This is a genomic window from Ferruginibacter sp. (assembly GCF_028288465.1).
In the GTDB taxonomy this organism is placed as follows: Bacteria; Bacteroidota; Bacteroidia; order Chitinophagales; family Chitinophagaceae; genus Ferruginibacter.
The window spans coordinates 1-21,624 of record NZ_JAQBNR010000004.1; the positions used below are offsets into that span (position 1 = coordinate 1).

A 21,624-nucleotide genomic window follows, 5' to 3' on the forward strand; every position below is an offset into this window, starting at 1 on the left:
AATTACTTTTTCCTGCAGACTTAATTTCCTTTCAATAAGCGCTTTCTGACTGATAATTTCTTAGTTTGTCTTTTTATTTTTATTTAGCTGTTCCTGGGTTTCTTCCAGTTCCCTTCTCAGTTGCTGACGCTCTTTTTCCAGTTCCTGCTGCTCTTTGGAAGCCTGGGCCTGCGCTGTTACCGCCGCACTGAAAATAAAAATGGAGAAAAGGATTACAACAAATCTGATCATGAGCTAAGTTTACTTGGATAAACAAAATTACAATACAGCGGTGCAAATGGTACGTTAACAAAGCTAACTATTGCATCGCTGTAAATAACGCCTAATTGCGCTTATAATTTTTAGGTATGTTGAAAATAATAGACAAATCTTTGTTAAACTCCCACTGCTTATAATTTAACTGGATGTCCAGTTTATTCTTTTCTGATACCGTTATTTCCCTGTAGGTAGAAAAATTGATACCGTTGTTATTTTCAAAATTACTGTAGGTGATATCCGCTGTTCTGTTCCGGTTGATATTTACATCATCAAGTTTGCTATGCGTTAAATAGTGATTGCTTTTATCAATTGTCAGCAGGTTTTTAAAAAATTTACCCAGCGTGGCAAGTAATATTTTTGATTCCGTTTCTTTATAGGAAATGACGCTGTCTTCAAAAAAAACAGGATTACCAATCAGCAGGTCCTGCAACGTTTTATAATCAAAAGGGATGGCGGTAACTTCCTGCAGGTAGTCTATCGACCGGTACTGTACCTGCTTGTTTATTTTATCTATCAAAAAAACACTGTCTTTATTGATTAACACCCTGAAGGCCTCTATATTGAAAACTGTGGCATAACCCGACACCCAAATCAGGCTGTCTTTTAAAATTCTTACGTAAGCAGTTATATTGGGTTGATTGCCTTTATTATTCTGGTAATCAACTTTTACTTTGGCAGAAAAAGTCTTAAAGTCCATTTTATGACTTTTTACTTCACTCATGGCGGCTCTAATTACTTTCAGTGAATCATCTGCCGAAGTATTGGTTATAATAACAGATACGGTATCTTTTTTTGCTACGGCTGTTTGTATCTTCTTTGCTGTTTTGCAACTGCTGACTGACACCACCGCAATCAGTGCATAAAAAAACAACTGCACCCGGATATCTTTGATTAGAAATTTCATTCTTTTTATTTTTTATTGTTTGCCGGTGTGACCAAAACCACCTTCGCCCCTTGCTGTAATGTTCAATTGCTGTACCAATATAAGATCTGCTTTGGTAACCGAAGCGACCACCATCTGCGCTATGCGATCGCCATGATGAATAGTTTGCGGCTCAGTGCTCAGGTTAATTAATATTACTTTTAATTCTCCCCTGTAATCGCTATCGATAGTACCGGGCGTATTTAAACAGGTAATACCCTGTTTAATTGCCAGGCCGCTTCTGGGTCTTACCTGTGCTTCAAAACCTTCGGGCAATTCAATAAATAATCCGGTGGGTATTAGTGCCCTTTCAAGAGATTGCAGAGTGACTGATTGCTGAAGATTGGCCCGGAGGTCCATGCCAGCCGATCCGGTGGTGGCATAAGCCGGCAACTCATTGCCAGATTGATTAATAATGTTTACAGGTATATTTTGCATGGGCGCAAAGGTAATGATGAGATGTGATTTTTATTTAACAACTACTAAAATGAAATAATAGCGGATCATTTTTGCAATAAGATAGTAGCATAAGCTATTAAACCTTCTTCCCTGCCAACGAAGCCCATCTTTTCTGTTGTGGTTGCTTTTATTGAAACATCTGTTACCTGCAATGACAAAATACCTGCAATTGTTTTTTGCATCTCCGGTATATAAGTTTTTATTTTGGGGGCTTCCAAACAAAGGCTGCTATCAATATTTACAATATTATAGCCTGCCTGCTGAATCAAAGCAAAGCTGTTGCGCAGCAAAATTTTACTGTCAATATTTTTAAAAGCTAAATCGGTATCAGGAAAGTGCACGCCAATGTCTCCCAGGCAGGCAGCGCCCAGCATTGCATCGCAAATGGCATGCAACAATACATCCGCATCACTGTGCCCTAAAGCCCCTTTGGTATGAGGTATTTTAACACCTCCAAGCCAAAACTCCCTGTCCGTTACCAATTGATGAAAGTCAATACCAAAGCCGATTCTTAAATTCATGTGCATTTATTTAAGCATTTATGAAGTGCGCAAATGTACGATTAAGCCAAAACAAAAAGCGTTCTGCTTTTTTGCAGAACGCTGATATAAAAGAGGTAATTAATTTAATTTATTTTTTTTCCTGTGTATCTGCAAAATCAAATACCAGGCTAAAACGCAAAGTGTTTGACAAAGGATTACGGTTAACACCATTACCGGATGGCAGCAGGTACGAAAAGTTTAAGCCAAACATTTCATATTTTAAACCGGCGCCCAATGTAAAATATTTCCTGTTTCCCTTCGCCGGATTTTCATAAAAATAGCCTGCACGCAAAGCAAATTGGTTTTGATACCAGAACTCGGCTCCTAAAGATGCCTGCACTTCTTTTAATTCTTCTGAAAAACCACCAGGCGCATCACCAAATGAGTTAAACCAGCTTCCTACAACTCCCTGGTTGCGGTACTTTTGAAGACCAGCGCTGTCTCCCAATGCCGGCGGCGTAGGTACCAATAGCTTATGAAGATCCAGTCCAAAAGTCATTTTACTATCCTGGTCAAATACCGTGGTGTAAGCAACCCCCAATCCAAGGTTGGCAGGTATATAATCTTTTTGAGTGGCATCGTTGGTATAGCTGATTTTAGAACCAAGATTACTCAACGTTACGCCGTAATTTAATCCGGAACCATCTTCCTTCAACCCGGTATGAAATATACTTATATCAGCGGCAATGGCTGTACCCGGCTTGTAAATAGTACCGCTGTTGTTTGGGTCCCCGCTTGCCAGGCTGGAATTAATGTAACGCATCGCAATACCTACACCCAGTTTATCTGATAACTTACGGGAATATCCCAAATCAAGTGCAAATTCACGTGGACGATACTGACCTAACTCAGAGCCATTATTATCTGTAAACTGAATATTACCCAAACTAAAATACCTTAATGAACCGGATATGGCAGAAAGCTCATCCAATTTATAAAAACCCGACAATGATGCTAAATAAACGTCATTTATATCAAGCCCCTTAAGCCAGGGCGTGTACGTTAAAGACATACCCCCTTTGTTAGTATTAAAAGGCGTTTTGGCCAGGTTCCAGAAAGCCGCATTTGCATCAGGGGAGGTGGCTACACCAAGATCTCCCATACCGCCGGCACGTGCGTCGGGGGAAATGCGTAAAAAAGGCACAGCAGAAGTGACTACATTTATAGGATCAGTTTGCTGGGCATTTACCAGACTGGAGGCAGTTCCCAGTAATAAAACCAAGGCAGTTAATTTAATAGTTGCTTTTTTCATTCGTAATTTTTGTCTTGTTTAAGTAGACATACACTCAATAAGCGCAGAGTTTTGGGGGTGTAAAATTATAAATTAACAAATAGTGTGCACAATTATATTAACTAATTTGTGAAATTAGAAGATTTTTGCCAATCGACCGCATAACCGTTATGGTAATAATTAATTTTTACAATTTTTATTTCCGCTTAACAGCCAATTTTTAAAGAACGGGTTTCAACGGTGTTTATTGTTTTAAAACAGTACTATCTATATAACGGGTAATATATTTCCACCTGGATTTCCACGTTAAAAAAAGATAAGGGACACGCCATATATGGCTGGAATTTTGCTTGTCATTTTTAGTAAATAAAATTTACACCACCCACATATACAATAAGTACAATATTTTTCGTTCCGGTAAATGGAAAAAGGGATGCTAACATTTTGATAAAATCCTTAAACCGGCATCCCGGTAAATTGTATATGGGGTAAAATATTTATATTCGCATTGAATTCCCCAAAACAATATTAAAGAAAACCTTTCGTTAAATAATTTGCAAAACGAACGCACATGCAAAAAACATTTTCAGTAAAAAATTTAATTATCCTGGCAGCAGTAGTCTTCTCGCTGGGAGCCTGTAAAAGTGGCGGCTCTTCCGGAAAGAAGAAGTCTAAATCGTCTGTAACCGGATGGAACTATGATGACAAGAACATGGGTAACTACCATGTATCTAAGATGAAGTATCCAAAAGCAGGGCCCGGATTGGTTTTTGTTCAGGGTGGTACTTTTGTTATGGGAGCTAAAGATGAAGATGTAATGGGAGACTGGAATAATATTCCCCGCCGTATTACAGTACCATCATTTTTTATCGATGAAACAGAAGTAGCCAATGTGCATTATCGTGAATATATCTATTGGCTTGAAAATACCTTTGCCGGTGATACAACAGTAATGGCGAAAGCATTGCCGGACACACTGTGCTGGCGTGAAGAGCTTGCCTATAATGAACCTTATGTTGAATACTATTTCAGGTATCCTGCTTATAATTATTATCCCGTTGTTGGTGTTTCCTGGCAACAGGCACATGATTTCTGTATCTGGAGAACAGACAGGGTAAATGAACTAACCTTGTTACAGAAAGGATATTTGAAAAAGGATTTTGCTAAAAAAGAAATGCGTGGCGGTGGCGCTGAAGGGTCATTTAATACAGAAACCTATTTGATGAATCCAGAATTGATACAGGGTAGAACCAAACCCAAAAAATCGGAATTGAAAGATGTAAGCGGTAAGCCAAGAGCCAATGTAAAAATGGAAGATGGTTTACTGAATATGGGTTACCGGTTACCAACTGAAGCAGAGTGGGAATATGCTGCTTACGGTTTATTGGATCAAAACCCAAATCCGCGTAAGAAAGAAGGAAAAAGTGGTGAAGAGTTAATATCAAACCAGCAGATTTATTCATGGAGCAAAAATCCAAATGGTCTTCGTGACAACCGCAGAGGCAGCTGGCAGGGTAAGTTTTTAGCTAACTTCAAACGTGGTAGTGGTGATAACATGGGCGTTGCCGGCGGTTTGAATGACCGTTCTGCGATTCCTGGTAATATCAAAGCTTTCTATCCTAATTCATTCGGTATATACAACATGAGTGGTAATGTGGCTGAATGGGTTCAGGACGTTTACCGACCATCTACTCCAACAGACGGTGAAGACTTCAACTATTTCAGGGGCAACAAGTTTGATAAGTATTATAAAAACAGCAGCGGTGAGTTCGAAAGAGATTCTTTAGGACATTTGAAGAAAACTGCTGTGAGCGATGAAGAAGTAAAAAATCGCCGTAACTACCAGCACAACAGCCTTTCCGGATACCTGGACGGAGATTCAACCAGCGGAGCTTTTTACCAATATGGTGTTACCACACTGGTAAGTGATAAATCAAGGGTATTTAAAGGCGGTAGCTGGAATGACAGGCCTTACTGGTTATCTCCCGGTGCACGCAGATTTTTGGAAGAAGATCAGTCTTCCAGTACGATTGGTTTCCGTTGTGCACAAACTTATATGGGCTCTCCTGAAGGTGCCGGATTTAAAGAAGGTAATATCTTTGGAAAACGCAAGCAGAACAGTAGAAAAAAACAATAAATTATTTGCAATAAATTAATCGAGCCCTTCACTAAAAAAGTGGAGGGCTTTTTTTATCTGTCCATTTTATACTATATAACAATCACTTCTCCTATTTTTGACAAATGGAAATACAAGATTTATACACTCTCTTTTTGAAGCATCCGTCCATCCAAACCGATACAAGAAAATTACAGGAAGGCGATCTCTTTTTTGCATTAAAAGGGCCGAATTTTAACGGCAATAAATTCGCACGCCAGGCTTTTGACAGCGGTGCTGCATTTGTGGTAATGGATGAGCCTGCGGACTTTGCAGATGAAAGATTAATCCATTCGAATGATGCGCTTGAAACACTGCAACAACTGGCCAAATATCACCGTCAGCAATTTACCATTCCCTTTATTGCTATTACCGGAAGCAATGGCAAAACAACCACTAAGGAATTAATACACAAAGTACTTTCCACGACATACAAAACCTACACTACCAAAGGAAATTTAAACAACCACATTGGTATACCGTTGACAATTTTATCCGTTAGGAAAGATGCGGAAATTGCTGTAGTAGAAATGGGTGCTAATCATCAGAAAGAGATAGAAAGTTATTGTGAATATACACTGCCTACTCACGGCCTTATCACCAATTGCGGCAAGGCGCATCTGGAAGGCTTTGGCGGAATTGAAGGTGTAAGAAAAGGCAAAGGTGAGTTGTTTGATTACCTGAAAAAAAATAATGGAACCGCCTTTATTATGGCTGATTACGACTATCTGAAGGAGATGAGTGCCGGCATCCCCGAAATTAAGACTTACGGCACCAGTCGTGCGGAAATTACAGGGGTTGCTGCAGCTGGTCACAATGAATTTTTAAAGATGAGGATGATTAGTGGAACAGGATTAGGCGACATTCAAACTCATTTGGTTGGCGATTACAATTTACCCAATGTTTTGGCAGCAATTACTATAGGCAAATATTTTAAGGTAGATGAACAAAAAATAAAAACTGCTTTAGAGCAATACTTGCCTACCAACAGCCGCTCTCAAATGATGGAAAAAAATGGCAATAAAATAATTCTTGATGCTTACAACGCCAATCCCAGCAGCATGAAGGCTGCTATAGAAAACTTTGCAGCCATGGAAGGAAATAACAAAATATTACTGCTGGGAGGAATGATGGAACTGGGACAAGAGAGCGTGGACGAACACAAAGCGTTAATAGAACTGATAAAAAAATATCACTGGCAACAGGTAGTTTTGGTAGGCGGGGATTTCAACATCATTCCTCACCCTTACCTCAATTTTGCTACATCCGTTCAGGCACGCGAATGGTTGCAGCAACAGCGGCTTAGCAACGCAACCTTACTGATTAAAGGATCACGCAGTATGCAAATGGAAAAGATACTTGACTGAAATATTAAAGAGAGTTATCGAGATACATTTGCAGATCGGCTTCCGTCTTAATCAACACATCTCTTACTTTACTTCCCTGGTTGGGACCGACTACGCCAGCCGCTTCCAGCTGGTCCATTAAACGGCCTGCACGGTTGTATCCAAGTTTCATTCTGCGTTGCAATAAAGACGTACTTCCGCTTTGGCTGGCAACTATCAGCCTTGCCGCATCTTCAAACAAAGCGTCCTTATCGTTCAGGTCAAAATCCTTTCCTTCCATTTCCTTTTCATCCACATATTCCGGTAATAAAAATGCCTGCGCATAACCACGCTGATCGCCGATGAAGTCAACAATTTTATCTACCTCCGGTGTGTCAACAAAAGCGCACTGCAAACGTACCAGCTCTCCGTTGTAGCTGATCAGCATGTCTCCTTTTCCAATTAATTGTTCTGCACCGCCCGCATCTAATATAGTCCGGCTATCTATCTTGCTACTCACTTTGAATGCAATCCTTGCAGGAAAGTTCGCCTTTATGGTTCCTGTTATAATATTTACACTGGGGCGCTGCGTTGCTATAATTAAATGCACCCCTACCGCCCTGGCAAGCTGCGCCAGCCTTGCAATTGGCATTTCTACTTCCTTGCCGGCCGTCATTATCAAATCAGCAAATTCATCTACCACCAAAACAATAAACGGTAAAAACTGGTGCCCTTTTTCAGGATTTAGTTTACGGGCAACAAATTTTTCATTGTACTCCCTGATATTCCGGCAGCCTGCTTCTTTCAGCAAATCATACCGGTTATCCATTTCAATACAAAGGGCATTTAGAGTATGTACTACTTTCTTTGTATCGGTTATAATAGCATCTTCTTCACCCGGCAATTTTGCCAGAAAGTGTTTTTCAATGGTTTTATAAATACTCAATTCCACCTTCTTGGGATCTACCAAAACAAATTTTAATTGTGATGGATGTTTGCTGTAAAGCAACGATACCAGTATGGCATTTAAGCCTACCGATTTACCCTGGCCAGTTGCTCCTGCCATCAGCAAATGCGGCATACTGGCAAGATCAACTATAAAGTTTTCATTGTTGATTTTCTTACCAATGGCAATAGGTAAAGAAAAATTATTTTGCCGGAACTTATCTGTATCCAGCAAAGTACGCATGCTTACGATTGTTTTTTTCGCATTGGGCACTTCTATGCCTATGGTGCCTTTTCCCGGAATGGGTGCGATGATGCGGATTCCAAGGGCCGCAAGGCTCAATGCGATATCGTCTTCCAGATTTTTTATTCTTGATATCCGCACACCAGCTGCAGGAATAATTTCATACAAGGTAACTGTAGGTCCTACAGTTGCATAAATTTTCTGAATATTGATATCATAATTTTTCAGGGTATTGATGATCTGGTTTTTATTGGTTTCCAGTTCAGCAGGATCCTGTACTATTTTTTCGCTGCCATGCGCATCCAACAAATCAAGCTGTGGATATTTGTAATCCCGCAAATCCAGCACCGGATCATAAGGTGTATTTATACCCGAAGACTTTGTTTGAGTGGCTACAGCATTGCCTCCTTCAAAAATGGGTTCCGGAACTGTTTTAATTTCCAGTTCAAGCAAAGGGTCATTTTCAATTTTTGGCTCCTTTTTTAAATTACTGGCTTTATCGACAGCGGCATCCTGTATAAATAGTTTGGCTTCTGCAAAACGGTCTTCTTCATTTACCGGATTTATTGCTGGCTTAGTGACTATGGGCAGATCCTTTTCAACAATGTGTAAATCGTGATTCAGGCCATTATTGACTTCCATAGGAATATTCAGCATTCCGGCATCACCTTTTACTTTATTTCCCCTGTTTGTTTTGACAACCTCTTCCGGCGCCTCTGTTACGGCCGGATCAATATCTACCAAGGCATCCTCTGTTTCTTCATCATCAGTGGCAGCTGTATACATTTTTTTGGATGGCAGCGCAAAAACCGGGTTAAACCGCCAGATAACATATACAAGTACTGAAACTGCCAACACGGCCAGTGTTCCTACTTTACCAATGGTTTTATACATCCAGTCCCTTACCATATTACCTACCGCCCCGCCCCATGGAAAACCTTTTCCATTCATAATAACGGCTGCTGTCACGCTCAGAATAACCAGGCCGGTAATAACGTATTTGACATTGCGTCTTACAGAAAATATTTTCTTTCCAAAAAACAAATTACATCCTGCTACAAAAAATAAACTGCAGATAAAATAAGACGCGATTCCAAAACCCTTGTAAATAAAAAGGTGAGAAATAAAAGCTCCGAAAGTGCCTAACAAGTTGCTCACTTTGGCATCGGTACCCAACAGTAACTTGTAGCCGTGCAGAAAAACTTTATCCTGGTCTTCCTGCCATGTAAACAGGTAAGAAGTAAATGCTATAAAAAAAAGAAATGCCAGCAACAACAATACTGTACCCGTTATTTTACGTGTACGATCATCCTTAAGCAGTTCTTTCATCACTACTTTTTCCTCTGTTTCTGCTTTTAACCCTTCCTTGCCAGAGGCTTTGGATTTACCTGATTTAACTTTACTTGCCATTACTGACAAAGATATATAAATCCCTTACTGTAACATTACAGAATTTGATTGCCGGAGTATAAAAAGATATCAACGAAAAGCTGTACGTTTGGTAAAACCTACGCAATTGAGGAGACTAATTTGCATTTTTGTATTTACATTTTCTTATGGTTGCATGATGGGCCAATCCCTTGCTGATAGCTTTGCGATAGATGTTTCATCCTTTAAAGACGCTTGTTCCATCAAGGATAAATGTGATATACTTATTGATTCTGATAATACGGCACATTCCGGAAATATTTTGCAACGGCAATGGAAAAGTATGGCCGATTTCAAAGGCCTTAAATTGATCCCTGCTACCTGGATCAATGGAACTGTTTATGTAAAGTTTACGTTGCAAAATAGTTCGGCTTTAAACGATACAGTTTATTTATATCCCGGCAATTCTTTTCGCAGTATTAAACTAAGCAAAATATCGCCTGCAGGTAATTTTATCACTTTAAAAGATGAAAGTGAGGAGGATGGATTTCAACCAATCTTTCTTTCCCCTCTTGAAAAAACTACTTACCTGGCGGAGTTGCATTTTTCAAAAAGAAAATTCAACTCGCTGGCGCTTCAGATTATCCAGAAAAGCTATCTCACCAAATACCAGAAAATATTGTATACATCAAGTTACAATGAAATGGTAATTGGTTATTTGCTGAGCGGGTTATTGCTGATGATGATATTCTTTAACGGCGCCAATTTTAGTGTAAACGGGAAAAAGGAATTTTTGTACAATTGTTTTTACGCAATTTGTATGTTTATACTGATCTATTTTAATACCTACACAGAAAGAAGAAGTGGCGTTTTCTCCAGTTTTTTTATGGGATATCTTGGGTTTGCTGTGCTGGTTATAGGCACCGTTTTCTATATTGCTTTTACCAGGAAATTCTTAAACACAAGTATCAACTATCCCCTGTTAAATAAGATTTTTTACTACGAAGAAAGAGTTTTGCTGGTATTGTTAGCCATATACAGCTATACCTATTTTTTTTCAGGTAACTTCCGGTTGACATCTTTATTGGAGAACGGTACAAAAATGATTTGTCTCGGTATAGGAATATTGTATGTCATTATTGGTATCAAACAAAAAAACAGGCTGATCAATTACCTGGCAATTGGCAATGCCATTTTGATCTTTTTTTCTATCATCTCATTTCTGCTGATTATATTTCCTGTAAGGCCGGCGATCAGTATTTTTACAAGCGCATTGTTGTATTATGAACTTGGCATTGTATGTGAGCTAATCTTTTTTCTCCTGGGGTTAACTTATAAAAACCGCATAGAACTCATTGAAAAAATTAAAGAGCAGGAAGCGCTGAAACTGGAGGCTGAAAAACAAATTTTTGAGTCAAAGCTAGCTATACTGAATGCGCAACAGGATGAGCGAAACCGTATCAGTACAGACATGCATGATGACCTTGGCGCGGGTGTTACCGCTATTCGTCTTTTCAGCGAACTGGCAAAAAGCAGGCTGGGAAAAAACACCATTCCTGAAATAGAAAAAATTTCTTTCTCTGCCAATGAGCTGCTGAACAACATGAACACCATCATCTGGACGATGAATAGCAGCAATGATTCATTTGGAAATATGGTGGCTTATATACGTAGCTATGCACTTGAATATTTCGAAAACACAGGTATCAACTGTTCAGTGAATATTGATACCAATTTACCCGAGTTTGTAGTGAACGGCGAGATAAGACGCAATGTTTTTTTAGTGGTTAAAGAAGCGCTGAATAATATTTTAAAACATGCTAATGCAACGGAGGTTTGGCTCACATTGAAACGGGAGACAGATGGCATCTCGTTTTATATACAGGATAATGGGGTGGGAATTGATTTCGAAAATCTGAGACGTTTTGGCAACGGATTAAAAAACATGAAGCAAAGAATGACAAAATCTGGAATCAATTTTTCTATTGAAAATAAAAACGGTACCCTCGTAACATTATATGCAAAACTTACTGCTTAAGTGTTTTAGCAGCGCCCACTGCCAGTAAAAGCCAGCCTGCAATAAAACAAAGTCCCCCAAAAGGTGTAACTGCCCCTATCGCTTTTAGTCCCGGGTGGGCCGAAAGGTCAACAATAGCCAAAAAATACAATGATCCGCAAAATAGCAACGTGCCGATACCATATAACCGTCCTGCCCACAATAAAGATTTATTTGTAAACTCCTTATACAACATACCTGTTAGCATAAGCGCTACAGCATGATAGAACTGATACCGCACACCGGTTTCAAAAATAGCCAGGCTTTTTTCGCTGATCATTTCTTTAAGGGCGTGTGCACCAAATGCACCTAAAATAACTGATAGTGCACCCAATAAGGCAGCGGCTTGAATAAATTTTTTCTGCATTAAATATATTTTTTAAGAAGCCTTTAATGTACCCAATAATTTTCCAAAGGTTTGTTCCGAAAGAGTTTCAGCTGTCAGTATTTGTTTTGCCGCATTGTAAAAGGGGGCTCTTTCTTTTAATTTTTGTTCAATAAAAAACAACAGCTCTGCCGGGTTCATTTTTTTTAGCAGGGGCCTTTTTTCCTGTTCAAGTAATACTCTTTCTAAAATTTTCGGGCCGGTAGTTTTAAGGTAGATGGTCATTCCATGTTCATTCATCCATTGCATGTTTTCAAAAAAGCAGGGTGTTCCTCCACCGCATGCTACAATCGTATTCGTTAAGCTTCCAAAATTGCGGAGTGCCTTTGCTTCTATCTTTCTGAAATACTTTTCACCCTTGCGTTCAAAAATATCCGCAATTGATTTTCCTTCCTGCTTTTCAATTGCTTCATCCAGATCTATAAAATTAAAGCCGCAAACACCGGCCCATATTTTACCCCAATGCGTTTTACCGCTTCCCATAAAACCAATTAAAAAACAAATCATGCTAAATTTATAATTGCCTTGCTTGGTGACAACAGTTGCAAAATTACCGGAATAAATGGTAAAAGACAGTGGAATGAAATAAGCGGAAAAAATTAAATAGAATGACTTCTAAATCGTGCCGGTTGTTGAATAGAGGAATCACAAAAATAAAAAACAGCAATATAAAACAGAAATATAGCCAGCCTAATTTTTCTTTTTAAAATCACCCCTCTTCCACGCCTTTATAAAGTCTGCCCAGGCAAATGGATTAAAAATATTTTGTGGAGGAGCCTGGCCTGCGTAATAATATTTTGCAGATTGCTGACTGAGGTATTTATTGGCCGCTTCCCTGCCATCTCTCGGTAATGATGCCATCAGCACACGTCGTCTGTTTTCATCATTGTTTTGCCGGGCGACTTCCAGGTCATCGGCCGGCACATTTGTCTTTAAAAAATCTCTTTCAAACTGTTCCCTTGTAGGCCTGGACTTAATAATGGTTGCCGCCAGGTAAACAGTATCTGTAACCATCAATTGCAATACACTGTACTGATTGCCTTCTATATCCCTGGGAATAGTAATGGTTTTAGGTTTAAACCCAACACTTGTAAATTCTACCTTCTCGCCCTTTAATACCACCAGGCTAAATACACCCTGGTTATTGGTTACGGTGCCCCTTCCCTGTAATTTTTCTACCACGCTTACAGAGGGCAATGCCTGCAGGCTGTCAGCCGTCATCACAACGCCATACAACTGCACTACTGAATCCTTAAAATTTTCAAATTGAGCTTTTGCAGCAACCGGAATAAACAAAGCACAAATAAAAATGTATCGTAAAAATATTTTCATTCAATAAAATTCAGTTACTGCATATCTAAGCGGTTATCTGGCGAAGCGGTTACAGTTGGTTAAAAATCTTCTCTTTTCAAAAATAACAACATTCCTTAATTAATAAACAAAGTAAGGGTATCAATAGCTAATTTTGCCGCAGATCCTGCTTTTTAACAAAAAATTGAACTGATGACAAATGAAGATATCCTGAAGGCCCTGAGCAATGTACAGGAACCCGATCTTGGAAAAGACCTGGTAACCCTTAACATGGTTAAAGATATAGTAATCAATGGAAATGATGTATCCTTTACGGTAGTACTTACTACCCCCGCCTGCCCCCTGAAAGACCTGATAATGAATGCGTGCATCAACGCCGTGAAACTGCTCGTTAACAAGCAGGCCATTGTAAAAGTAAACTTCACCAGCAATACCACCACCAACCGTAAAGATGCCAAAACGGTTTTAAGCGGTGTAAAAAATATCATAGCAGTCGTCAGCGGAAAAGGTGGCGTAGGCAAAAGCACCGTAGCCAGCAACTTTGCCCTGGCACTCGCCCAGAGCGGCGCCCGCGTAGGATTAATGGATGCGGATATTTACGGACCAAGTCAGCACATCATGTTTGGCGTTCGCGGCGACCGGCCTTTAATGAAAGATGTTGATGGTAAAGGCATGATTGTACCCATCGAAAAATATGGCATTAAAATGATGAGCATTGGTTTACTGGTAGATGAAAAGCAGGCGGTAGTTTGGCGGGGACCAATGGTGAGCAGCGCCATCCGCCAGTTTGTAAGCGATGTGGACTGGGGCGAACTGGATTACCTTGTAATAGACATGCCGCCAGGCACGGGCGACATCCACTTAACTGTGGTGCAGACCGTACCCGTAACCGGCGTTATTGTAGTCACCACGCCGCAAACCGTGGCTCTTGCCGATGCAAAAAAAGGCATCGCCATGTTTGGGCAGGCACAATTAAAAGTGCCCATTATTGGCCTGGTAGAAAACATGAGCTACTTTACCCCGGCAGAATTGCCAGAGAATAAATATTACCTGTTTGGAAAAAATGGCGGTAAAAACCTGGCCGAAGAATTTGATCTTCCTTTCCTTGGGCAAATTCCTATCGTGCAATCCATTCGTGAAGGCGGGGATGCCGGTGTACCGGTTATGGTAAGCGATGATGAGCTGACGAAGAAAGCCTTCATTGATTTTGCGGCCATTGCCACCCGTGGTATTGCCATGCGAAATGCTAATATGGAGCCGACCAAAATAGTTGAAATGACAGAGTAGGAAAAGGAACAATATTTGTCCGGGCCAGGAAGCTTTGTGGTACATCGTTGCGTCGCCCTCTTATACTGCATACCATTGTGGATCATTGGCGTTCAATCCGAAATAGCTTTATAATAAAAAATAGTTTGCTAATTCAATGTTATCAACAATAAAAACAGCCGCAACATTTATTTTATTGATGTGCGGTGCCTGTTCGTCCAATAAAAAAATGTCCGTTCAAAATAAGATATCATCAACACACTCTTCAGCAGAGATTGTGACGTTCGATAAACAGGGCCATCGAGGCTGTCGTGGATTGATGCCTGAGAATACGATCCCGGCCATGCTGAAGGCATTAGACCTTGGAGTAACCACGCTCGAAATGGACGCCAGCATCAGTAAGGACAAACAGGTAATCCTCAGTCATGATCCCTTCCTTAACCACGACATTACAACCAAACCAGACGGCAGTTTTATAGCAGCAAAAGATGAACACAGTTACGTTCTGTACCAGATGAATTATGACTCCATCAAAACATATGATGTTGGGTTAAAGCAGCACCCTTTTTTTCCGCAGCAGCAAAAAATGGCGGTTGCAAAACCGCTGTTAAGTGATGTGTTTGACAGCGTGAAGAAATACATGACGACCAGCAAACGACCTTACCCGTTTTTTAATATTGAAACTAAGTGCATGCCGGCAACGGATAATATCAATCACCCCGCACCGCCGGAGTTTGTTGAGTTGCTGATGAAAGTCATCAATGAAAAAAAGATGGAAGAGCAGGTTATCATTCAATCCTTCGATTTCAGGAGCCTGCAATATTTACATGAGCATTATCCGGCAATAAAAACAGCCATGCTCATAGAGCGGTTTGATAAAAGAACTTTAGAGGAACAAATAAAAGCACTTGGATTTACTCCCACTATTTACAGCCCGGAAAATACACTGGTGAATGCGGAGCTGATTGAAAAATGTCATCAGCAAAACATAAAAGTAATTCCCTGGACGGTGAATGATGCAAAGAAAATAAATGACTTAAAAGCAATGGGCGTTGACGGAATTATTTCTGATTATCCTAATCTTTTTAATTAGCATACTTAGTGGTAAGACGTATGGCTTGTAGCTACCTGGGCCCAAAATCTTTTGAGTGAAACACCAAAAACGTCTTAACGCCTTAACGGCAAAAACTTCTCCTAATGCAGCATGAATTTACGCTGGAATATGCACAGGCACTGGATAGCCAAGATACACTAAGTCATTTCAGGGCACAATTTTATATGCCTTATTTCCAGGGTAAACATGCCATCTATTTTTTAGGCAATTCTTTGGGGCTGCAACCAAAAAAAACACAGGATGAAGTAACCAACATCATGGAAAACTGGGCCAATTTTGGGGTGGAAGGATTTTTTTTAGGCAAGGATCCATGGCTGCAGTATTCAAAAAAAATAACGCCGCTGCTTTGTGATATCATTGGCGCAAAAGAAGAAGAGCTGGTAACGATGAATCACCTGACGGTGAACCTGCATTTGCTAATGATTAGTTTTTATCAGCCAACTGTCACCCGCTTTAAAATCATCTGCGAAGCAAAAGCCTTTCCTTCTGATCAATATGCCTTTCAGTCACAGGTAAAATTGCATGGTCTTGATCCTGCTGATGCTATCATAGAAGTATTTCCCAAAGAAGGAACAGAACTGATCACTACCGAAGACATCACTGCTGTTATTGAACAACACAAGGACAGCATTGCACTGGTTTTATTCAGCGGTATTAATTATTACACAGGCCAGGTTTTCGATATAAAAGCCATTACAAAAGCGGCGCACGAAGCCGGCGCTTACGCAGGCTTCGACCTTGCACATGCGGCCGGTAATATTAAACTGCAACTGCACGACTGGCAGGTTGATTTTGCATGCTGGTGTAATTATAAATATTTAAACAGCGGTCCTGGGGCAGTTGCAGGTGCTTTTATACATCAAAAGCATCTCAACAACCATAACCTGAAAAGGCTCGAAGGATGGTGGGGCAATGATGCCGGCAACCGTTTTAAAATGGCTAGTACGTTTACACCTGCAACAACAGCAGAAAGCTGGGCCATGAGTACACCGCCTGTGATGTTACTAGCTGCGCACAAAGCATCGCTGGAAATATTTGCTGCAGCGGGTTTTGATAACTTGCTGCAAAAAAGCAAAGCACTGAGTGACTATTTATTTTTTGTGTTAAACCATATCAATCAACCAATAGAAAAATTTAAAATCATCACGCCATCCAATCCGGACGAACGCGGCTGCCAGGTATCACTTTCAGTACATAAAAATGCAAAAGCTGTTTTTGACAGTTTACTGCCCAATGGCGTTTTTGCAGACTGGAGAGAACCCAACGTAATAAGGGTAGCACCAGTGCCTTTATACAATAGCTTCGAAGAAATCTATATTTTTGCCGAACTGTTACAACACATTTTAAATGTCGCTTAATGTATAGCCTTCCTTATTTTACCGAAAAAGATGGAGCCAAAGTAATTGCGTTTATGAAGAAAAATTCATTTGCAATAATTACCGGGATGGGAGAAGAATATCCGGCGGCCACACAGATTCCTTTAGAAGTGGTGGCAGACAATAATGGAAAAATTATTCTATCCGGCCACCTCATGAAAAATACTGATCATCACCGGGCCTTTGTAAAAAATGGCAACGTGCTCGTAATTTTCAACGGACCGCATTGTTATGTTAGTGCAAGCTGGTACAACAATCCGCAATCTGCCTCTACCTGGAATTACATGACTGTACATGCAAAAGGTACCATTAGTTTTTCAGATGATATTGGAACCTATGAAGCGATTAAAGCCATAACCAATAAGTATGAAGATGCCCAAAGCGCAGCCGCCTTCAATAATATGTCACAAGCCTATATCGGCAAGATGCTGAAAGCGATTGTGGGTTTTACTATTGAAGTAAAAACCGTTGAAAATATTTTTAAACTTAGTCAGAATAAAACCAGCGAGGAGCAGCTCAACATTATTGATAAGCTAAAAAAACGGGGTGACGAAAACTCAATACTGATTGCAGCAGAAATGAAAAAACTAATTAGTACAACCCAGGCATAAGTTCATTTTATAATCATGACAAGACAACAACTCATCCACCAAATACAATTAAAAAAATCATTTCTCTGCGTTGGTCTGGATACGGACTTTAACAAAATACCAAAGCACCTTCAAAGCCATGCGGATGCCATATTTGAATTCAATAAACAGATCATTGATGCTACTAAAGATTTGTGTGTAGCCTATAAAATCAATACTGCTTTTTATGAAGTGCTGGGCTCCAACGGATGGGATATTATGGAAAGAACAGTGAACTATATTCCTAAAGAACACTTTACCATCGCTGATGCCAAACGAGGCGATATCGGCAACACGTCCACACAATATGCTAAAGCCTTTTTTGAAACAATGGAATTTGATTCTGTAACCGTTGCGCCTTACATGGGCGAAGACAGCGTGAAACCTTTCCTCGAATTTGATAATAAGTGGGCCATCGTATTGGGTTTAACCAGCAACTCCGGCAGCAAAGATTTTGAGCAACAAAAAGTGGGTGATGAATTTTTATATGAAACAGTTTTAAAAACAGTCAGCAGTTGGGGCAATACCGGTAACCTGATGTTTGTAGTAGGTGCAACGAAAGCAAATATTTTAGCTGATATCCGCAAAATTATTCCGGATCATTTTTTACTGGTACCCGGTGTAGGTTTCCAGGGGGGCAGCCTTGAAGAAGTAAGTAAATATGGATTGAACAACGATTGTGGCTTGCTGGTAAATGCCAGCCGGGCTATTATTTACGCCAGCGAAAAAGAAGATTTTGCCGCAGAAGCAAGGGCTGTCGCATTGCAGTACCAAACTGAAATGGCAGGCTATTTAGCCAAACTTTGATCTTCTAATTGCTTTATCCATCTTCTGCAAATCAACAGTGGTACTAATCCCACCACTCCAAAACTGCAATCAATTAAAATATGAAACAGCGGGATATACCGGATAGGCCCCGCAATAAACGCCAGCGGAATTACTGCAAGGCACGCAAGTATCGCCCAATCAATAATCCATTTATTTTTTATGGGGTCCTTTAAAGGCCCGATAAAAGCCATCGCAATTACAATGTGCGCAAAAGCCAGCCAGTCAAAACCATACGCCAGCATTGGGTATTTGGCATTGGTTTCTACCAGCGCCGTGTATACATTTTGTAACCAGTCTTTCGCAAATGCGGGCACCATTGAAGGATGATGTTGTAACCACAGCAATTCTGTTTCCACAGGAAAAGCAGTAACACCACTAAGTATTAAGGCAACTATAAAAAATACAATCAGCAGGCGGATTTTTTTCAGAAGGGTCATATAAATTTTAAGGTACGTTTCAGATTATAAGGCTAATCACATTAAAGCTAAAATATATTTCTCTATGGCTTCTTCTCAGGCTTGCCGGGCGTAAAGCTTCCCATCGAAGCAGTCCACCAGGGATGCACTTCATAGGACAGTCTTCCTGCTGCAATTGCCGGGTCCGTCTTCAACAATGCTTCCACTTCTTCCTTTGTTTTACAATCGAAAATAAAAATGCCCCGCCAGTTGCCATCATCACCAAAGGGACCCGCAACCTTTAACTTGCCATCGTAATATAGACGATTGATATTGGCCATATGGCCTTCCTGTATTTTGGCTGCAGTAGCCGAATCATGCGTGCGGTTACTACCTGTGGTGAGCATCACAAAAAAGTATTGCCTGATTTTATCTTCGGGTCTTGAAGCAGCGGCTGGTTTTTGATCCTGTGCATCAACCTCACTGATGATGGCCAGGCAACTTAAAGCAACTAACAAGTATTTTATAAGATGTCTCATAAAAAATAATTTCTATGAAAATACAAAAGGTCTGCAAATAATTACAGACCTTTTATAGTTCACAACCGCGTAACGCCGTTATGAGGTAGTCCTGGTTTTTGATTTAGCTTTTTCTTTATCCTTCATATCATCTTCTGTGGCTTCGCCTAAAATTATTTTACCAAAACTGGTATTTAACTTAATTGGAATAGCGCCATTGCCGGACTTTCCATTGTAATGATAATCGAATTTTGGTCCCTTATCTTCTTTATCGTCTTCATCACTATCAAACTTTATACTGCTGCGGTTTTTAAAACTGCCAAAGCTGGTAGAGATGGAGTAAGATGCAGATAAATCCCCTACCGGCCTGATGTTGACGGTAGAGTACGACACTTTTGCATCCAGGCTGGTAAGACTGTTATCAACGTTTATTTTTGTTGCGCTGCTAAATTCCAGGTCCAATTTAATCTTGCCAGACAACTTACCAATTTCTGCAGAAGAATATTTTATGCTGACTGGTCCATCAAAAATACTTTCAATATTGGCATGCCCGAATTCTACATTTACTGATTTCACATTGCTTAAACTGCCGGTGGTTAAAGACCCAAATTTACTGGACAATTCTACCTCGCCTTTATAGTCTGGTAGTACTGTGGCGCCAAATTCATTGCTAATGTGCAGCGGGTTGGATGCAGGCATGGAAATATCATAATTCACTTTCATGGTGCTTTTTTCATTCTTTGAATTATTGACTCCCTTGATTGAAGTTTTGAATGAAATATCGCTACTGTTTTTTGACTCATTTACCTCAATGCGATCGATTATTTTTTGCGCGAGCGCCTCTGAGTTGGCTGATACTTCTACTGTTACATCAATCTTTATTTCATTCTTATTCCAGGTATGTACTTCAACAGTACCGAAAGAATTTTGAATGTCCAGTTTGTCTGATGAAGAAACATTGTAAGTTTTATTCACCGCTTTGTTCTTTACAAACTCATACTTTTTATTGTTATCGTTTTGTGCAAACAACTGGTGCTGCAGAAAGAAAAACGGGAACCATATGCTAAATAGTTGGAGTGCTTTTTTCATGGTCATCTTTTTTTGATTGTTTAATTTGATTGATAATGTTTAATTGCTGATTCAACACATTCAGCTGCAGCTGCAGGTTTTGAATCATTGCCTGTATCAGCATTTCACGGTTGGGTGTAATGCTCAACTGGCTTTTGAGGGATTTATATGAACTATCCAATTGGTTAATGTCTGTGGTGAACTGGTGGTACAACTCCGGGTGTTCCGGCGCCAATGCTTTTAACTCCTCTTGTTTAAGCAGCACCAGTTTTGCAAATTCATTTACTTCCGGTGTATTTTCAGAAACCATGGCATTGACTTCTACGGAAGAGTCTTTTTTTGTTACGCCAATCTCTCTTCCTATTTTATTTGTATTCGTTACAAAAAATACAATCAGTCCGGCTGTGATGATGATTGCAGCGGCGACGGTCCATTTAAGTATGGGTGTCAGTATATTTTTTTTTGGTTGCTTTTCAACCAGCGATGTTGCAATGTTTTCCCAAACCTTAACCGATGGCATTTTATCGTCAAATTCGTTCCGGTTATCGCCTATAAACTTTTCTAATTTCCTGCTCATATTCCTTCTTTTAAAAGCTGTAATAATTTTTGCTTCGCCCGCATGTACTGCGTTCGGGTAGTTGATTCCGCTACGTTCAATATTTCTGATATTTCCTGGTGATCGTATCCTTCCAGCAAATACAAACTCAGCACGGTGCGGTAGCCATCCGGCAGCGATAGGATGGACTTTTTTACCTGTTCTACCTTGAATGCAATCTCATTTTCATCAATAAAAGTCTCTTCTGCAATATTGTACACATTGATTGTTTCAATGTCTTCCCATCGGAATTTTCTTTTTTTAAGCTGGTTGATGCTTCGATGAATGCAGATCTGTTTTAACCAGCCTCCAAAGCTGGTGCGGTATTCAAAAGCGTGCAGGTTTTTGAATGCCTCTGTAAAACTTTCCTGCAGTACATCTTCTGCCTCGTCAAAACTGTTTAAAATTCTATGGCAGGTATTGAACATGGCTTTAGCATACCGTTGGTACAGTTCTTTATAGCCCGCAGCTTCGCCTTTTTTGCAGCGCTCTACCAGTTCATCCCGATGTATCGATACCGTTAGTTCCAAAAAGATTGTTTTAATTAATAGAGACAAGCGCCTTTGAATAATGTTGCATCAAAGGTAAACACAACCATTTTTGTAGTGCCGTACATATTATCTTTGTGCGTAGG

Annotated in this window: 22 protein-coding genes; 8 read left to right on the forward strand and 14 right to left on the reverse strand. The window is 40.0% G+C overall.

Annotation, left to right across the window (positions count from 1 at the left end):
- Positions 1-60: 60 nt before the first annotated feature.
- The 5 genes from JWR61_RS01940 to porV all read right to left on the reverse strand — a co-directional run bounded on the left by JWR61_RS01940 (position 61) and on the right by porV (position 3,433).
- Positions 61-231 carry a hypothetical protein gene (locus JWR61_RS01940; RefSeq protein ID WP_301926178.1) on the reverse strand — a complete coding sequence of 57 codons (171 nt, stop codon included), beginning with the start codon at positions 229-231 and terminating at the stop codon, positions 61-63.
- Between the two features lie 91 nt (positions 232-322).
- A complete protein-coding gene (locus JWR61_RS01945; protein ID WP_301926179.1) occupies positions 323-1,162 on the reverse strand; it encodes a DUF4292 domain-containing protein in 840 nt (279 codons plus the stop codon).
- Positions 1,163-1,174: 12 nt separating this feature from the next.
- Positions 1,175-1,618, reverse strand: a complete 444-nt coding sequence (dut, locus tag JWR61_RS01950) for a dUTP diphosphatase (protein WP_301926180.1) — start codon at positions 1,616-1,618, stop codon at positions 1,175-1,177.
- Positions 1,619-1,683: 65 nt separating this feature from the next.
- The gene (gene ispF, locus JWR61_RS01955) at positions 1,684-2,160 is read right to left on the reverse strand and encodes a 2-C-methyl-D-erythritol 2,4-cyclodiphosphate synthase (protein ID WP_301926181.1); all 477 of its coding nucleotides are present in this window, start codon (positions 2,158-2,160) and stop codon (positions 1,684-1,686) included.
- Positions 2,161-2,269: 109 nt separating this feature from the next.
- A complete protein-coding gene (porV, locus tag JWR61_RS01960) occupies positions 2,270-3,433 on the reverse strand; it encodes a type IX secretion system outer membrane channel protein PorV (protein WP_290340242.1) in 1,164 nt (387 codons plus the stop codon).
- Between the two features lie 550 nt (positions 3,434-3,983).
- On the opposite strand from porV, the gene JWR61_RS01965 reads away from it, so the two are divergent.
- Both JWR61_RS01965 and murF read left to right on the forward strand, forming a co-directional pair.
- Entirely contained in the window at positions 3,984-5,549 is a 1,566-nt protein-coding gene (locus tag JWR61_RS01965) for an SUMF1/EgtB/PvdO family nonheme iron enzyme (RefSeq protein WP_301926182.1), read from the forward strand.
- Positions 5,550-5,653: 104 nt separating this feature from the next.
- Positions 5,654-6,934, forward strand: coding sequence for a UDP-N-acetylmuramoyl-tripeptide--D-alanyl-D-alanine ligase (gene murF, locus JWR61_RS01970; RefSeq protein ID WP_301926183.1), 1,281 nt, complete (start codon positions 5,654-5,656; stop codon positions 6,932-6,934).
- Positions 6,935-6,938: 4 nt separating this feature from the next.
- On the opposite strand, the gene JWR61_RS01975 is transcribed toward murF, so the two are convergent.
- Positions 6,939-9,491: a DNA translocase FtsK gene (locus JWR61_RS01975; RefSeq protein WP_301926184.1), complete on the reverse strand. Its 2,553-nt coding sequence runs from the start codon at positions 9,489-9,491 to the stop codon at positions 6,939-6,941.
- 106 nt (positions 9,492-9,597) lie between these two features.
- On the opposite strand from JWR61_RS01975, the gene JWR61_RS01980 reads away from it, so the two are divergent.
- A complete protein-coding gene (locus JWR61_RS01980; RefSeq protein WP_301926185.1) occupies positions 9,598-11,487 on the forward strand; it encodes an ATP-binding protein in 1,890 nt (629 codons plus the stop codon).
- On the opposite strand, the gene JWR61_RS01985 is transcribed toward JWR61_RS01980, so the two are convergent.
- The 3 genes from JWR61_RS01985 to JWR61_RS01995 form a co-directional block, all read right to left on the reverse strand.
- Positions 11,477-11,872 (reverse strand): DUF423 domain-containing protein, encoded by a 396-nt coding sequence (locus tag JWR61_RS01985; RefSeq protein ID WP_301926186.1) that lies wholly within the window; start codon positions 11,870-11,872, stop codon positions 11,477-11,479. The two genes, JWR61_RS01980 and JWR61_RS01985, sit on opposite strands and share 11 nt — an antisense overlap.
- Positions 11,873-11,884: 12 nt before the next feature.
- A complete protein-coding gene (locus JWR61_RS01990) occupies positions 11,885-12,397 on the reverse strand; it encodes a shikimate kinase (protein WP_301926187.1) in 513 nt (170 codons plus the stop codon).
- Positions 12,398-12,580: 183 nt separating this feature from the next.
- Positions 12,581-13,222: a carboxypeptidase-like regulatory domain-containing protein gene (locus JWR61_RS01995; RefSeq protein ID WP_301926188.1), complete on the reverse strand. Its 642-nt coding sequence runs from the start codon at positions 13,220-13,222 to the stop codon at positions 12,581-12,583.
- Positions 13,223-13,393: 171 nt separating this feature from the next.
- Between JWR61_RS01995 and JWR61_RS02000 the strand changes: the two genes are divergently transcribed.
- From JWR61_RS02000 to pyrF, 5 genes are all read left to right on the forward strand, one after another.
- Positions 13,394-14,488, forward strand: coding sequence for an Mrp/NBP35 family ATP-binding protein (locus JWR61_RS02000; RefSeq protein WP_301926189.1), 1,095 nt, complete (start codon positions 13,394-13,396; stop codon positions 14,486-14,488).
- A gap of 136 nt (positions 14,489-14,624) precedes the next feature.
- Positions 14,625-15,560: a glycerophosphodiester phosphodiesterase gene (locus JWR61_RS02005; RefSeq protein WP_301926190.1), complete on the forward strand. Its 936-nt coding sequence runs from the start codon at positions 14,625-14,627 to the stop codon at positions 15,558-15,560.
- Between the two features lie 104 nt (positions 15,561-15,664).
- Positions 15,665-16,939 carry a kynureninase gene (kynU, locus tag JWR61_RS02010; RefSeq protein ID WP_301926191.1) on the forward strand — a complete coding sequence of 425 codons (1,275 nt, stop codon included), beginning with the start codon at positions 15,665-15,667 and terminating at the stop codon, positions 16,937-16,939.
- Complete coding sequence (locus JWR61_RS02015) at positions 16,939-17,568, forward strand: FMN-binding negative transcriptional regulator (protein ID WP_301926192.1); 630 nt, start codon at positions 16,939-16,941, stop codon at positions 17,566-17,568. The genes kynU and JWR61_RS02015 overlap by 1 nt, the downstream gene beginning before the upstream one ends.
- A 15-nt stretch (positions 17,569-17,583) precedes the next feature.
- On the forward strand, positions 17,584-18,393 hold the full coding sequence (gene pyrF, locus JWR61_RS02020; RefSeq protein WP_301926193.1) for an orotidine-5'-phosphate decarboxylase: 810 nt from the start codon (positions 17,584-17,586) through the stop codon (positions 18,391-18,393).
- Here the strand turns inward: pyrF and JWR61_RS02025 are convergent.
- From JWR61_RS02025 to JWR61_RS02045, 5 genes are all read right to left on the reverse strand, one after another.
- The gene (locus JWR61_RS02025) at positions 18,375-18,851 is read right to left on the reverse strand and encodes a hypothetical protein (RefSeq protein ID WP_301926194.1); all 477 of its coding nucleotides are present in this window, start codon (positions 18,849-18,851) and stop codon (positions 18,375-18,377) included. The two genes, pyrF and JWR61_RS02025, sit on opposite strands and share 19 nt — an antisense overlap.
- Positions 18,852-18,913: 62 nt before the next feature.
- A complete protein-coding gene (locus tag JWR61_RS02030; protein ID WP_301926195.1) occupies positions 18,914-19,348 on the reverse strand; it encodes a YciI family protein in 435 nt (144 codons plus the stop codon).
- Positions 19,349-19,426: 78 nt separating this feature from the next.
- Positions 19,427-20,416 (reverse strand): hypothetical protein, encoded by a 990-nt coding sequence (locus tag JWR61_RS02035; RefSeq protein ID WP_301926196.1) that lies wholly within the window; start codon positions 20,414-20,416, stop codon positions 19,427-19,429.
- Positions 20,391-20,972: a hypothetical protein gene (locus JWR61_RS02040; protein WP_301926197.1), complete on the reverse strand. Its 582-nt coding sequence runs from the start codon at positions 20,970-20,972 to the stop codon at positions 20,391-20,393. Before JWR61_RS02040 ends, JWR61_RS02035 begins: the two co-directional genes overlap by 26 nt.
- Complete coding sequence (locus tag JWR61_RS02045) at positions 20,969-21,520, reverse strand: RNA polymerase sigma factor (RefSeq protein ID WP_301926198.1); 552 nt, start codon at positions 21,518-21,520, stop codon at positions 20,969-20,971. The genes JWR61_RS02040 and JWR61_RS02045 overlap by 4 nt, the downstream gene beginning before the upstream one ends.
- Positions 21,521-21,624: the final 104 nt, after the last annotated feature.